This window comes from Mycobacteriales bacterium (genome assembly GCA_036497565.1).
GTDB lineage: Bacteria > Actinomycetota > Actinomycetes > Mycobacteriales > QHCD01 > DASXJE01.
This window is the reverse complement of the sequence record DASXJE010000071.1, coordinates 1-12,599: the sequence shown is the minus strand read 5'-3', so window position 1 is coordinate 12,599 and position 12,599 is coordinate 1. Positions and strand designations below refer to the sequence as shown.

At 69.5% G+C, this 12,599-nt stretch carries 15 protein-coding genes; 11 read left to right on the top strand and 4 right to left on the bottom strand.

The window, feature by feature from the left end; genetic code table 11:
- Positions 1-37 precede the first annotated feature (37 nt).
- Positions 38-634, top strand: coding sequence for a DUF4234 domain-containing protein (locus VGH85_06140; protein ID HEY2173378.1), 597 nt, complete (start codon positions 38-40; stop codon positions 632-634).
- 100 nt (positions 635-734) lie between these two features.
- Positions 735-1,499: a hypothetical protein gene (locus tag VGH85_06135; protein HEY2173377.1), complete on the top strand. Its 765-nt coding sequence runs from the start codon at positions 735-737 to the stop codon at positions 1,497-1,499.
- Positions 1,500-1,529: 30 nt separating this feature from the next.
- On the opposite strand, the gene VGH85_06130 is transcribed toward VGH85_06135, so the two are convergent.
- A complete protein-coding gene (locus tag VGH85_06130; protein HEY2173376.1) occupies positions 1,530-1,913 on the bottom strand; it encodes a DUF4190 domain-containing protein in 384 nt (127 codons plus the stop codon).
- 86 nt (positions 1,914-1,999) lie between these two features.
- Between VGH85_06130 and VGH85_06125 the strand changes: the two genes are divergently transcribed.
- From VGH85_06125 to VGH85_06115, 3 genes are all read left to right on the top strand, one after another.
- Positions 2,000-2,947 carry a hypothetical protein gene (locus tag VGH85_06125; protein ID HEY2173375.1) on the top strand — a complete coding sequence of 316 codons (948 nt, stop codon included), beginning with the start codon at positions 2,000-2,002 and terminating at the stop codon, positions 2,945-2,947.
- A 52-nt stretch (positions 2,948-2,999) separates the two neighbouring features.
- Positions 3,000-3,509, top strand: coding sequence for a hypothetical protein (locus VGH85_06120; protein ID HEY2173374.1), 510 nt, complete (start codon positions 3,000-3,002; stop codon positions 3,507-3,509).
- 79 nt (positions 3,510-3,588) lie between these two features.
- Positions 3,589-4,407: a phytanoyl-CoA dioxygenase family protein gene (locus VGH85_06115; protein ID HEY2173373.1), complete on the top strand. Its 819-nt coding sequence runs from the start codon at positions 3,589-3,591 to the stop codon at positions 4,405-4,407.
- Between the two features lie 444 nt (positions 4,408-4,851).
- Here the strand turns inward: VGH85_06115 and VGH85_06110 are convergent, their stop codons facing one another.
- Genes VGH85_06110 through VGH85_06100 form a run of 3 tightly spaced genes read right to left on the bottom strand, consistent with a single transcriptional unit; the run spans position 4,852 to position 7,449 of the window.
- Complete coding sequence (locus VGH85_06110; GenBank protein HEY2173372.1) at positions 4,852-6,528, bottom strand: SulP family inorganic anion transporter; 1,677 nt, start codon at positions 6,526-6,528, stop codon at positions 4,852-4,854.
- Positions 6,529-6,951 (bottom strand): hypothetical protein, encoded by a 423-nt coding sequence (locus tag VGH85_06105; protein HEY2173371.1) that lies wholly within the window; start codon positions 6,949-6,951, stop codon positions 6,529-6,531. It abuts the gene before it with no gap.
- Positions 6,952-6,960: 9 nt separating this feature from the next.
- The gene (locus VGH85_06100; GenBank protein HEY2173370.1) at positions 6,961-7,449 is read right to left on the bottom strand and encodes a universal stress protein; all 489 of its coding nucleotides are present in this window, start codon (positions 7,447-7,449) and stop codon (positions 6,961-6,963) included.
- Positions 7,450-7,732: 283 nt separating this feature from the next.
- On the opposite strand from VGH85_06100, the gene VGH85_06095 reads away from it, so the two are divergent.
- The 6 genes from VGH85_06095 to VGH85_06070 form a co-directional block, all read left to right on the top strand.
- Complete coding sequence (locus VGH85_06095) at positions 7,733-8,620, top strand: ABC transporter permease (protein HEY2173369.1); 888 nt, start codon at positions 7,733-7,735, stop codon at positions 8,618-8,620.
- Positions 8,621-8,631: 11 nt separating this feature from the next.
- Positions 8,632-9,363, top strand: a complete 732-nt coding sequence (locus VGH85_06090; GenBank protein ID HEY2173368.1) for an ABC transporter ATP-binding protein — start codon at positions 8,632-8,634, stop codon at positions 9,361-9,363.
- A 16-nt stretch (positions 9,364-9,379) separates the two neighbouring features.
- The gene (locus VGH85_06085) at positions 9,380-10,393 is read left to right on the top strand and encodes an ABC transporter substrate-binding protein (protein ID HEY2173367.1); all 1,014 of its coding nucleotides are present in this window, start codon (positions 9,380-9,382) and stop codon (positions 10,391-10,393) included.
- A gap of 34 nt (positions 10,394-10,427) precedes the next feature.
- The gene (locus VGH85_06080) at positions 10,428-11,567 is read left to right on the top strand and encodes an LLM class flavin-dependent oxidoreductase (GenBank protein HEY2173366.1); all 1,140 of its coding nucleotides are present in this window, start codon (positions 10,428-10,430) and stop codon (positions 11,565-11,567) included.
- Positions 11,564-12,106: an NADPH-dependent FMN reductase gene (locus VGH85_06075; protein HEY2173365.1), complete on the top strand. Its 543-nt coding sequence runs from the start codon at positions 11,564-11,566 to the stop codon at positions 12,104-12,106. Before VGH85_06080 ends, VGH85_06075 begins: the two co-directional genes overlap by 4 nt.
- On the top strand, positions 12,103-12,599 hold a 497-nt coding region (locus VGH85_06070), incomplete at its 3' end, for a flavin reductase family protein (GenBank protein ID HEY2173364.1). The genes VGH85_06075 and VGH85_06070, both read left to right, overlap by 4 nt.

The window sequence follows — 12,599 nt, the reverse complement described above, 5'->3', positions numbered from 1 at the left end:
CTTCCGTGCGACGCTGGTTTTCTACTGGGGAGTTGCCATGTCAGAGCCTGGATCGCCGCCCTCGGACGCGCCGCAGCCGAGCGAGTCGCACGAGCCGGAGAAGTCCGACACCGGGCTGCCGACCGCGGAAGCGTCGACGCCCGACGACGCCGGTTCGATGTCGGCCGACGCAGACCCCGGTTCGGCGCCGCCCGCTGAGGCGGTCGGTACGGCGGTCCCCGAAGGTGGCGCGGGCTACCCGGCCCAGGCGCCCTACGGTGCCTACCCGGGCCCGACCGGTCCACTCGGTGAGACGCGCAAGATCGGCATGAGCATCCTGCTGGCGATCGTGACGCTGGGGATCTACTGCTTCTACTGGGTCTACCAGACCCAGAAGGAAGTCAAGGACCACAGCGGAATCGGCGTCGGCGGCGGTTTGGGTCTGCTGCTGTACTTCCTCATCGGCATCGTCACCGTGTTCCTGGTGCCGGCCGAGATCAACGAGATGATGCGGTTGACCGGTCGGGAGAGCAAGGTGTCCGGCCTGACCGGGTTCTGGATGCTGATCCCGCTCGCCGGCCCGTTCATCTGGTTCCCGAAGGTGCAGGGACAGCTCAACGAGTACTGGGAGTCGCTCGGGGCGCCCCCGCCCTAGTCGGCGCGCCGGTGACCGGTGCTGCACGGGCGGGGTCGTTCATGCCAAGCTGTTCCGACCCCGTTCCGACTGGGCGACCGCCCGCCACGAGGAGGACACCGTGACCGGCTACGGCTCTGGCTCGCAGGACGACCCGGACCGGCGTGGAGACGATCCGGCGCAGTACCCCAACGCGCCGACGCCGCCGCCGTCAGGGGGTACGCCGCCGCCGGCCGGCCAGGGTCCGCCGCCGGGGCAGTACCCGCCGCCCGGCCAATACCCGCCGCCGGGGCAGTACCCCCCGCCCGGCCAATACCCACCGCCGGGGCAGTACCCGCCGCCCGGCGAGTATCCGCAGGGTCAGACACCCCCGCCCGGTCAGTACCCGCAGGGGCAGTACGGGGGCTACGGCCAGCGGCCGCCTGCTCCGACCCCGCTCGACATGCCCAAGGAAGTCAACTGGGCATCGGCTCTGATGATCATCACCGCGCTTGTCGGGCTGATCACGGCGATCGTCCAGCTGGCGGACCGGACCGGGTTCATCAACGCGATCCGCAATGCCAACACGTCCTACACCGATGCCCAGATCAACTCGGCCTACAACGTCGCCCGGGCGATCGCGATCGTCGTCGGCATCGTGTTCACCGCGCTCTACGTGCTGCTCGCGCTGCAGGTCCGTCGAGGCCGGAACTGGGCGCGGATCGTCACCACGGTCCTGCTCGGGCTGGGGATCGTCGGCGGGCTGTCGGGGCTCGCAGGTGCCGGCCCCGGGACGACGAAGGGCCTGGGGATCATCAGCCTGCTTGTCGACATCGCCATCGTCGTACTGCTGTGGCTCAAGCCGTCGACCGACTTCTTCAACTCCCGGCGCCGACCGCGCTACTGACCGGTCACCGACCGGCGGGCGCGGTCCGCGTCAGACCTTGTTCTTCACGCACTGGGTGAGCTCACTCTGACTCGGAGAGTGGCCCAGCTTGGTCTTGCAGTCGCTGTAGAGGTGGTACGAGAGCACCAGCAGCACCACCGACACGACCAGGCCGAGTGCGCCGAGGACGATCCCGGCGATCGCAAAGCCCCGCTTGTCGGCGATGCCCCGTTTGACCTGGCGGAAGGCGAGGATCCCGAAGACGAGGCCGAGCAGGCCGGCGATCACGCTGATGAAGACCGACCGGAACAGGAAGACGCCGGCGAGCGACACCACGCCGAGCAACATCGCGGCGACCGGCATCCCGTTACGGGGTGGCGGCCGGTCTGCGGTGTCGTCCTCAGGCCAAGCCGGCCCGTCGCGCTCGTCGCTCACGGATCGCTCCTCGGCACTAGCCCCTGGACTGTGGCCACGATGATAAGGCGTCGACCGCTTGACGGCGCGGCGGGCAGTATGGCGGCGTGATCACGCCGGTCCCGCCCGCCCGCGGCCTGCGCCTGTCGTGGGAGCAGGTGCCGGCCCCGGTCCGGGCCTCGATCGAGGCGGAGATCGGCGGCCGGGTGGCTGTCGCCGTGACTCAGCCGAGCGGTTTCTCCCCGGGACTCGCCGCCCGCGTCACGCTCGATGACGGTCGGCGGGTGTTCGTCAAGGCGCTGAGCAGTGCTCAGAACCGCCATTCGCCCGATCTGCACCGCACGGAGGCCCGGATCACGACGGCCCTGCCGCCCGATGTGCCCGTCCCGCGGCTGCTCGGCGTCCACGACGACGGGGAGTGGGTCGCGCTGATCTACGAGGACATCGAGGGCCGGCACCCCACGCTGCCCTGGCGTCCCGACGAACTGGCCGACGTGCTGGACGCGGTGACCGACCTGCACGAGTCGCTGACTCCTTGCCCGGTCTCCGACGCTAGGACCGTCGAGGACGAACCAGGTCTCTTTTGCGGCTGGCGGTCGTTGTACGACCGGACCCCGGCCACGCTCGACGACTGGTCGCGGGCGCACCTCGAGCGGCTCGTCGCCCTGGAAGACCGGTGGGTCGACGTCGCCGCCGGCGACACGCTGCTGCACCTCGATCTGCGTGCGGACAACCTGCTCATCCGCTCCGACGGCACAGTCGCCTTCGTCGACTGGCCGCATGCCCGCCGCGGCGCGCCGGTCCTCGACGTCCTCGGCCTCGCGCCCAGCGTGGGCATGCAGGGCGGCCCCGATCTCGACTGGCTGCTCGCCCGCCACCGATCGGCGGCCGCTGCCGACCCGGACGTCGTCCTCGTGCTTCTCGCGGCGATCGCCGGACTCTTCACCCACAGCTCGCTGAGACCGGCTCCGCCGGGGCTCCCGACGGTGCGCGCGTTCCAGGCCGGGCAGGCCCGGATCGCCCGGCACTGGCTCGCTGCTCGCCTCGCCGGGTGAGGAACCCGCCCGCCTAGGCTGGGGCAGTGGACAGCGGCGCGGAGAGGGAGCGATGACGCCAGAGGAGAGTCGACTCACCCAGCGGGGGGTGGCGATCGTCGCCGCCCACCTTCGGGGTGATCAGGCCGGGCGCGACATCCTCGTCGAGCAGTTCGTCGAGGCCGGGATGTTTCCGCGCCTCGCAGACGCCTTCACCTACGCCGGGATCGTCGCCGTCGATCTCGCGGCGACCGCCTTGGAGGAGCCGTTCGAATCGCTCCTGCGTGAGGTGGTCGCCCAGCCGGACGTGAAGCTGGTGCCCGGGGGCCGCCCGCCGTGGGCCAAGGCGGTGCAGCTGGCGGACGCCGCGCGCCGGGACAACCGTGCCGCCGCGGTCGTCGCGTCGACCATGGACCTGGCCGATGCGGTCAACGCCACCTTCCAACTTGCGGTCAGTGCATTCGTCGCTCTGGAGGAGGTGCCGCAGCTCGCCGGCCGCTCCGCGGCGGAGTGGGCCACGACGGTGGCGACGAGCGCCGCCGCGGGAGCGGGCGTGGACGACGAGCGGGGGAAAGGCAGCTGACCTCGTCGTGACGGCCGCGCGACGATGATCACCGCTACCATCAACCCCGGCCTGCCGAAAAGACGCGAAGGAGCTTGGTGTGACGAATATCGTTCTCGACGCCGAGGCCGGTTTGGCGAACGAGTACGACCGCAACGGCGTGGTCCAGGTGCGCTCGGCGCTGACTCCTGACGAGGTCGCCGAGATCCGTGAGGTCTTCATGACCCAGGTCGAACACGACCGGTCGCTCGGTCACGACGACCACGTCCCGGACGACGACGTACTCGCCCGTTACCCGCGATTCGTGCATCCCCACCGACACTCCGACATGCCGATCGGCCGCATCGCCCGGCGGCTGATGCTCGACCGGCGGCTGATCGGCCGGGTCACCGACATGATCGGGCCGCCATTGGCCGCGCAGTCGATGTTCTACTTCAAGCCGCCCTCAGCGCGCGGCCAGGCGCTGCACCAGGACAACCTCTTCCTGCGCGCCCACCCGGAGACCTGCATCGCCGCCTGGATCGCGATCGACGACTGCGACAGCGACAACGGCGGGCTCACCGTGGTGCCTGGTTCGCATCGCTACGAATTGGCCTGTCCGGGTGAGGCCGACATGAACGAGTCCTTCTCGGCCAACGAGGTCAAGGTCCCCGACCACATGGAGAGAGTGCAGACCGAGATGAAGGCCGGCGACGTGCTCTTCTTCCACGGCAGCATGGTGCACGGCTCCGGTCCGAACCGGACCACCGATCGCTTCCGCCGGTCGCTGATCTTCCATTACGTCCCGCAGTCCAGCGTCGAGATCGCCAAGTTCTACAACCCCATGCTGACCCCGGCCGGTGACGAGGTTGCCGTGCCGGAGACCGCCGACGGTGGCGGCCCCTGCGGTGAGGGTTGGCAGCCGGTCGGTCCGCACTGACCCATCGGCGACGGCGCCTCGGCTCGAACAGTAACCGGTAGCTACGGCACGGGGATCTTCCGAAAGGCGACGCGTTCGCGTGTACGCAGGAGAGCGAGCGCGGACTCGGCGGGCGACCCGGGCTCGGCGGTGTGACGCCCGGAGCGGTGCTGTCCGGGCTCACGACGGCCATCGCGGTGAACGCCGCGCTCTGCGTCGTGACCGCTCTCGGGGTCGGCCTGGGCCTCCGTCACCGGGCGGCATCAGCCACCCGGTGAAGCGTCCCGCGCAGGCGTCGGCCAACCTTCCTTGGGGTAGGTCCGTCCCAGGGAGGGAGGTCGCCATGCGTAACACCAAGTGGACCCGCTGACCTGACCAGGCCCGCCCTGCATTCCGCGTCAACGTGACGTTGATGCGGCTAGAGCGCTTGAACGTGACGTTCACGCGGAATGGCAGCGGGGCGGGCTACGCCGATGATTCCGGGTGCTGGGCCTCGAAGGCCTCCAGGGCCTCGCCGGCGGTGGCGAAATAGGCGTCCGATCCGACGGCGTCGGTGATGCCGTAGCGATCGAGCTGGTGGCGGACGGGGACGATGATGTTCGACAGCACGAGCCGGCTGCCACGCCTCTTCGCCTTCTCGCAGATCTGCAGCAACACTGCGGCGGCGGAAAAGTCGATATCGCCGATCGCCGCGCCGTCCAGGCAGAACCACTTCGGCGGCTCGTCGCCGATCAGGCCGACGACGTCGGTGACCAGGCGGGCCGCGTTCGCGAAGTACAGGCTCGTGCCGAAGCGGTAGATGACCAGGCCGGGCGCCGTACGCGCGCCCTTGGAGATGGGGTCTGACCGCCAGTGCCCGTCGGCCGATTTCACCAGGACGCTGTTGTGCGGGCTGTAGCTGTGCCGGAGGTGATCGACCATCGAGGCAAGTACGGCGAGGATGACTCCCTGCTCCACGCCGAGGAGGACGACCGCGAGTGTGGTGAGCACGGCGACGGCGAATTCCGCACGGCGTACGGCGTAAAGCCGGCGCAGGCCGTGTACGTCGATCAGCTGCAGCCCGATCAGGAAGACCACCGCCGCCAACGCCGCGGTAGGCAGGTATTCCAGTGGCTTGGTGACGAGGACCAGCACCAACAGCACGATCCCGCCGGCGGTGAGCTGGGAGAGCTGGCTCCGCCCGCCCGCGCCGTCGACCATCTGGGTCTTCGTCGGACTCCCGTTGACCACGAAGGTCCCGGTGAAGGCGGCGGCGATGTTGGCGCCACCGAGGCCGACGAGGTCGACATCCTCGGTGAACTCCTCCTCGTATTTCGCGGCGTAGGCCCGCGACGTCGCCGCGCTCTGCGCCAGGATCACGGCGAACATCGATGCCGCGACACCGAAGAGCAGCGACACGTCGTGCCAGTGCACCGTCGGCACCGTCAGGTCCGGCAGCCCGCGCGGTACCGAGCCCACGACGTGGATCCCCTTCGCGGCGAGGTCTGCCGCCCAGCTGACCGTGATCGCGGCGACGACGGCGATCAGCCCCCCGGGGATCCGTGGGTTGAGCAGGCGGACGCCGATGACGATCACGATGACCCCCGCCGCCACGAGAATGGCGTTCCGCTGCGCCTGCCCGAGTTCGCGGACGGTGTGGACGACCATGCTCATCGTTTCGCGACCACGCTTCGGTACGCCGAGCATGTCTGGCAACTGACCTAACGCGACCTCGATCCCCACGCCGGTCAGGAAGCCCACGAGCACGGTCCGGGACAGGAAGTCGGCGAGGAAGCCGAGCCGGGTCACCCGCGCGAGCAGCAGCAGCGCCCCGGCCATAAGTGCGGCAAGGCCGGCGAGCTGCACATACCGGGGTGACCCGGCGGCCGCGATACCGACCAGTCCCGCCGCCAGGATCGCGGCGGTGGCCGAGTCGGCGCCGACCACGAGATGCCGGGACGAGCCGAGTACGGCGAAGACCGCCATGGGCAGCAGAAGGGTGTAGAGGCCGGTGACCACCGGCATTCCCGCGATCTTCGCGTAGCCGAGCACCTCGGGGATGCTCAGCGCGGCGAGGGTGACACCGGCGAGCATGTCGATCGGCACCCGGGACCGCTGCAGCGGGAGGATTCCGTGGAGCATCGGCAGGCCGGGCCGCGCCACCTACTCCGCCTCGTCCTCGCCGGTGGGCGGGGCGGCGGCATCTTCGACCCGACTCAGGTAGGCGCGCGGGCTGTCGCTGCTCGCACCGAGCGCTCCGACGCGGCCGCGGAGCCCCCGGTCGGACGTCACGACCGTCACGGGGCGGGTGTCGGGAGCCGTGGACTCGGCGCGGACGAGCTCGACGATCTGGTCGTCGCCGGATCCCGGCGCATGGACGACCCGTACGCCGTCGTGATCTCCGGTGGGCGCCCCGCCTCGGCCCGCGCCCTCGAGGACGACGACCGTGTCGTGGGTGGCGGAACGTCCGCGGCGGATGCTGTCGACCAGGCGTCGCGCCGCGCCCGCACGATCCCGCCACCAGCCGTCGGGGCGGGAGCCCACCACGTTGGCGGCGTCGACGATCGTCAACGGCGGCCGTGCCATGAGCAGAGGCTAGTCGGTGGCCATGCCCACAGCGTGGGTATGCGTGGGCGCGGGTGGCGGCTGATCGCCGTGTACGACGAGCACCGGGCAGGTCGCGTGCTCCGCGCACTCCTTGCTGGCCGAGCCGAGCAACCTACCGGCGAGACCGCCGTGTCCCCGACCCCCGACCACCAGCATCGTGGCGCTCTTGCTCTGGTCGAGGAGGACCTTCGCGGCGTGACCCTCCTGCACGGTCGCGCTGAGATGGCCGGGTCGCTCCGAGCCGAAGACCTCATCGATCGTCGTCTCGAGCGAAGTCTGTGCGTCCGCCTCCGGATTCCAGTTGTCGGGTACGTATGTTCCCGCCGACCAGCCGACGCTCGTCGGGAAGTCCCAGGCCATCACCGCGTCGACGTTCGCGCCGAGCTGCGCCCCGAGTGCCGTGGCCCACCGCAACGCCTGCTTGGAATGCTCTGAGCCGTCGACCCCGACGACGATGCGTTGGTCATCCTCGCTCATGCGGTCCCCCTCCCGACCACCTTCAGTATGTGCAGTCGGGGGCCGTGACGGGTGGCGGAACTGACAGTCCCGATTGCATGTGCTACTTTTCCGATCGTGTTAATAGGGATTGCCCTCGACCTGACGGTCCGCCGCCATGTCGACCTCTGTCGGCAGGCCAGTGCGGTCTGTCCCATCGCCTGAGACGACAGCCCTCTTCCGGCGCTCGTCGGTCAAATGCCACCCCGGTGGCATGCGTCGTCACCTCGCCCTTGCCCGGTCACCCGACCTGTGGAGATCGTTCATGGCTCTTCCCCAATCCACCGCGACGGCACCGTCGCCCCCGGAGGTCGTCCCCGTCGAGAGCGCCGGTCGCGCCACGCCAGATGCGACCGGCCCGGCGAAGAACGGCAAGCCGGCGCGCCGACGCCGTCGGTGGCCGGATCTTCGCCGTTGGGTGAGCGTGCTCGCCATCCTGGGCCTCTGGCAGATCGCCAGTGGCTCCGGTCTCATTCCCACCACGAAACTCGCCGCACCGAGCACGGTCGCCAGCACCGCGTGGCATCTCATCCAGTCAGGCCAGTTGGGCGATGCGATGGCTGTGTCGCTCCGCCGGGTCGTGCTCGGGCTGGTCATCGGCTGCATCACCGGTGTCGTCCTCGGCCTGCTCTCGGGGCTCTACCGGTGGGGCGATGCGCTGGTCGACCCGCCGCTGCAGATGCTGCGGACGCTGCCGCATCTGGGACTGGTCCCGCTGTTCATCCTCTGGTTCGGGATCGGCGAGGAGCCGAAGGTCGTCCTGATCGCGCTGGGCGTGACCTTCCCGCTCTACCTCAACGTGCACAGCGCGGTGCGTGCGGTCGATCGCCGGCTGATCGAAGCGGCCACCGTGTTCCGCTTCTCCCGCTGGCAACTCATCCGGCACGTCATCTTCCCGTCCGCCCTGCCGCAGGTGCTCGTCGGACTCCGGCAGGGAATCGGAATCGCCTGGCTCACCCTCATCGTGAGTGAGCAGGTCAACGCCAACTCCGGGCTCGGCTACATGATCAACAATGCCCGCGACTTCCTGCAGACCGACGTCATCGTCGTCGGGCTCGTCGTCTACGCGGTACTCGGTCTGTTGTCCGACTGGATCGTCCGCATCCTCGAGAGGAGGGCACTCGCATGGCGACAGACCAACGTCGCTCGGTGACCACGCAACCCATCGGCCCGTCGGCCGAGCCACCCGCCGACCGGGCGGCCGTCCGCATCAGGGGTCTGAGCAAGTCCTTCGGCAACACCGTGGTGCTCGACGACCTCGACCTCGATCTGCGGCCGGGCGAGTTCGCCGCGCTGCTCGGGAGAAGCGGATCGGGGAAGTCCACCCTGCTGCGGATTCTCGCCGACCTCGACCGGGCCGTGAGCGGCACCGCCGAAGTGCTCGGGTCGGTCTCGATGGCCTTTCAGGAACCCCGGCTGTTGCCGTGGCGGCCGGTGTGGCAGAACCTCGTGCTCGGAATGCCGTCCGACCGGGCCGACCGGGAGACCGCGGAGCGAGCGCTGACCGAGGTCGAGTTGTCCGGCGCCGAGGACCGCTGGCCGATCACCCTCTCCGGTGGCCAGGCGCAGCGGGTCTCCCTCGCCCGCGCGCTGGTCCGCGAACCCGATGTCCTGCTGCTCGACGAGCCGTTCGGTGCGTTGGACGCATTGACCCGCATGTCGATGCACCGGCTCGTCACCGACCTGTGGCACCGGCACCGACCGGCGGTGCTCCTCGTGACCCACGACGTGGACGAGGCGCTGCTGCTCGCTGATCGCGTCCTCGTCCTCGACGAGGGGCGCATAGTCGCCGACCACCCGGTCGACGTCTCCCACCCCCGCGACCCCGAGCGGCTCGCCGGCCTTCGTCGCACCGTTCTCGCCGATCTAGGAGTTGTCGTTGAAGACGCCGCATGACCGCCACCCGGCACGAATGATCCGCATCCTGACGGCCGGACTGGCCGCCACCGCGCTTGCGGCGCTGGCAGCCTGCTCGTCGTCCTCGACCAGCTCCGGGCAGGGCCCGGTGCCGAAGCCGAAGTTGGTGAGCGCCGCAAAGCTGTCCAACGTAACCCTGAAGGTCGGTGACCAGAAGGAGGGAGCCGAGGCGCGGCTGAAGGCCGCTGGACTGTTGAAGAACGTGCCCTACAAGATCCAGTGGTCGACCTTCACCTCCGGACCGCCGGAGCTGGAAGCGGTGTCGGCCGGTGCCATCGACATCGGCGGTGTCGGCAACACGCCGCCGATCTTCTCCGCCGCGGCGCACGCGAAGATCGTCATCGTCTCGGCGTCGCAGGACAACGGCGCCGGCGACACGATCCTCGTGCCCAAGGGCTCGCCCATCCACAGCGTCACCCAGCTCAAGGGAAAGACGGTGGGCGTCGCCAAGGGCAGTTCGGCGCACGGCAATCTGCTGCTGCAGCTGAAGAAGGCCGGTATGACGCCCGAGGACATCAAGACGAGTTTCCTCGCGCCGTCCGACGCCTACGCCGCCTTCACCCAGAAGCGGATCGATGCCTGGGCCGTCTGGGACCCTTACTCCGCCCAGGCGCAGGTCAGTGCCGGTGCGCGCATTCTGGTGAGCGGCACGGGGGTGGCCAACGGACTCGGCTTCAACGTCGCAAGCCGCGACGCGCTCGCCGACCCGGCGCGCAACACGGCAATCCGCGATTACGTGATGCGGATAGCCAAGGCCTACAAGTGGACCTGTTCGCACCCCACACAGTGGGCGACGGTCTACGCAGCTCAGACCGGCCTGCCCCTGAAGGCGACGCTGCTCTCGTCGGAGCGCAGCGAGGACAAGCCGGTCGCGCTGACGTCGTCGATCCTGAAATCCGAGCAGTCCCTGACCGACGCCTTCTACAACGCCAAGGTCATTCCCACCAAGCCGACGTTCTCGGACTACGTCGACCACCGCTTCGACTCCGAAATCGCCGCGCTGTCCTGAGCACACATACTGTCGAACGAGACGGAGAATCTCGATGTCCGTGACACTGCACTGGTTTCTCACCACCTCGGGCGACGGCCGCAGCGTCGTCGGGGGCTTCCACGGCGCCCGCGGCCGGGCGGCGTCGAAGGGCTTTCGCGAGCCCGACATCGACTACCTCGCGCAGATCGCCCGCGCGGCCGACCACCTCGGTTTCACCGGTGCGCTCACGCCGACCGGCACCTGGTGCGAGGACGCGTGGCTGACGACCGCGGCGCTGGTGCGGGAGACCGAGCGCCTGAAATTCCTCGTGGCCTTCCGCCCCGGGGTCATCTCCCCGACGCTGGCGGCCCAGATGGCCGCCAGCTACCACCGGCTCTCGCGCGGGCGTCTGCTGCTCAACGTGGTGACCGGCGGGGACACGGTCGAGCAGCAGCGCTTCGGCGACTGGCTCGACCACGACTCGCGATACGCGCGCACCGGCGAATTCCTCGAGATCGTCAGGGGCGCATGGAGTGGTACGCCGTTCGACTTCAGCGGCGAGCACTACCAGGTGAAGGGCGCCACCGTCGCCGTCAAGCCGGAGCCGACCCCGGGGATCTACTTCGGTGGCTCCAGTGATGCCGCGCTGCCGGTCGCCGCGCGCCTCGCCGACGTCTACCTGACCTGGGGTGAGCGTCCGGAGCAGGTCAAGGAGAAGATCGGCCGGGTCCGCGAGCTCGCGGAGTCCTTCGGTCGACAGATCCGGTTCGGTATCCGGCTGCACACCATCAGCCGGGACAGTTCGGCGGAGGCGTGGGCCGAGGCTCAGCGGTTCCTCGACGCGCTTGACCCGGACGCCATTGCGAAGGCGCAGAAGCAGTTGCGCTCGAGCCAGTCGGTCGGCCAGCAGCGGATGTTGTCGCTGCACGGCGGAAGCCGCGAGGAACTCGAGATCTACCCCAACCTGTGGGCCGGTGTCGGACTGGTCCGGGGCGGTGCCGGCACCGCGTTGGTCGGCAGCCACGAAGAGGTGGCCGAGCGGATCGAGGAGTATCACGCGCTCGGGATCGACGAGTTCATCTTCTCCGGCTACCCCAACCTCGAAGAGGCGTACTGGTTCGGCGAAGGTGTGAAGCCGATCCTCGCCGCGCGCGGACTGCTGGACGACGGTGTGTCGGAGGACCGGTCGGAGCTCGCCGCGGTCGGCGCATGAGCGGGTCGCCGAGCATCGTCGTACTCGTCGGCAACCCGCGTCCCGGCTCGCGGACCCGGCTGTTCGCCGACGCGGCCGGCGTTGAGCTCAGCTGGTTGCTCGGCTGGCCGGACGACTCGGTGCAGACCGTCGACCTCGCCGTTCTGCAGGGTGAGATCTTCACCCGGCCGCATCCCCGTGTCGACGAGGCGTTGGACGCCGTGCGGTCCGCCGACCTGCTCATCGTCGCCACGCCGGTCTACAAGGCCAGCTACACCGGCCTGTTGAAGGGGTTTCTCGATCTCTTCGGGTCAGGTGCGCTCGACGGGGTCGTCGCGGTCCCGGTGACGGTCGCCGCGTCGCCGATCCACCGCCTGGCCGCGGAGGCGCACCTGCGTCCGCTGCTGGTCGAGTTGGGCGCGAGTACGCCGACCAGTGCCCTGACCGTCGAGGAGGACCGGCTTCCCGACACCCCGGCCGTGCTCACCGACTGGCTGGGCACGCAGGGCCGGATCATCCGCAGTCTCCTGCTCACCCGTGCCGAGGAGCCCGTGCCGTGACCGCCCAGGCCGCGTCCGATGTCTCTGCCAACCTGCACCCCGACGTGTTCCGGTCCGTCCTGCGGCGACACCCCGCCGGGGTCACCGTGATCACGCTCGACGCGGGTGCCGGCCCGGTCGGGTTCACCGCGACGTCGGTGGTCTCGACCTCGCTAGACCCGCCGTTGCTGACTTTCTCGATCGCTCAGACCGCGTCGTCCTGGCCCTCGTTGAGCGTCGCCGAGAGTCTTGTGATCAATCTGCTCGCGCACGATCAGGAGCACATCGCGCAGCGATTCGCGACGAGCGGGATCGACCGGTTCGGCCACCCCACCCGGTGGGAGCGACTCGGAGCCGGGGAACCACGGCTCTCCGATGCCCCGACCTGGATGCGCTGTCAGGTGGACCGGCGGATCCCGGTCGGCGACCACATCCTCGTCGTCGTACAGACGATCGAGGCCGAGGAGTCGCGGCCGGCGGCGCCACTCGTCTATCACGATCGCGGCTACCACAC

What these genes read in the sequence shown, in the direction of transcription:
- VGH85_06100 (HEY2173370.1), bottom strand. Translation starts at nt 7,449, where the DNA reads ATGAGCGAGGATGACCAACGCATCGTCGTCGGGGTCGACGGCTCAGAG.
- VGH85_06080 (HEY2173366.1), top strand. Translation starts at nt 10,428, where the DNA reads ATGTCCGTGACACTGCACTGGTTTCTCACCACCTCGGGCGACGGCCGC.
- VGH85_06085 (HEY2173367.1), top strand. Translation starts at nt 9,380, where the DNA reads ATGATCCGCATCCTGACGGCCGGACTGGCCGCCACCGCGCTTGCGGCG.
- VGH85_06140 (HEY2173378.1), top strand. Translation starts at nt 38, where the DNA reads ATGTCAGAGCCTGGATCGCCGCCCTCGGACGCGCCGCAGCCGAGCGAG.
- VGH85_06075 (HEY2173365.1), top strand. Translation starts at nt 11,564, where the DNA reads ATGAGCGGGTCGCCGAGCATCGTCGTACTCGTCGGCAACCCGCGTCCC.
- VGH85_06120 (HEY2173374.1), top strand. Translation starts at nt 3,000, where the DNA reads ATGACGCCAGAGGAGAGTCGACTCACCCAGCGGGGGGTGGCGATCGTC.
- VGH85_06095 (HEY2173369.1), top strand. Translation starts at nt 7,733, where the DNA reads ATGGCTCTTCCCCAATCCACCGCGACGGCACCGTCGCCCCCGGAGGTC.
- VGH85_06105 (HEY2173371.1), bottom strand. Translation starts at nt 6,951, where the DNA reads ATGGCACGGCCGCCGTTGACGATCGTCGACGCCGCCAACGTGGTGGGC.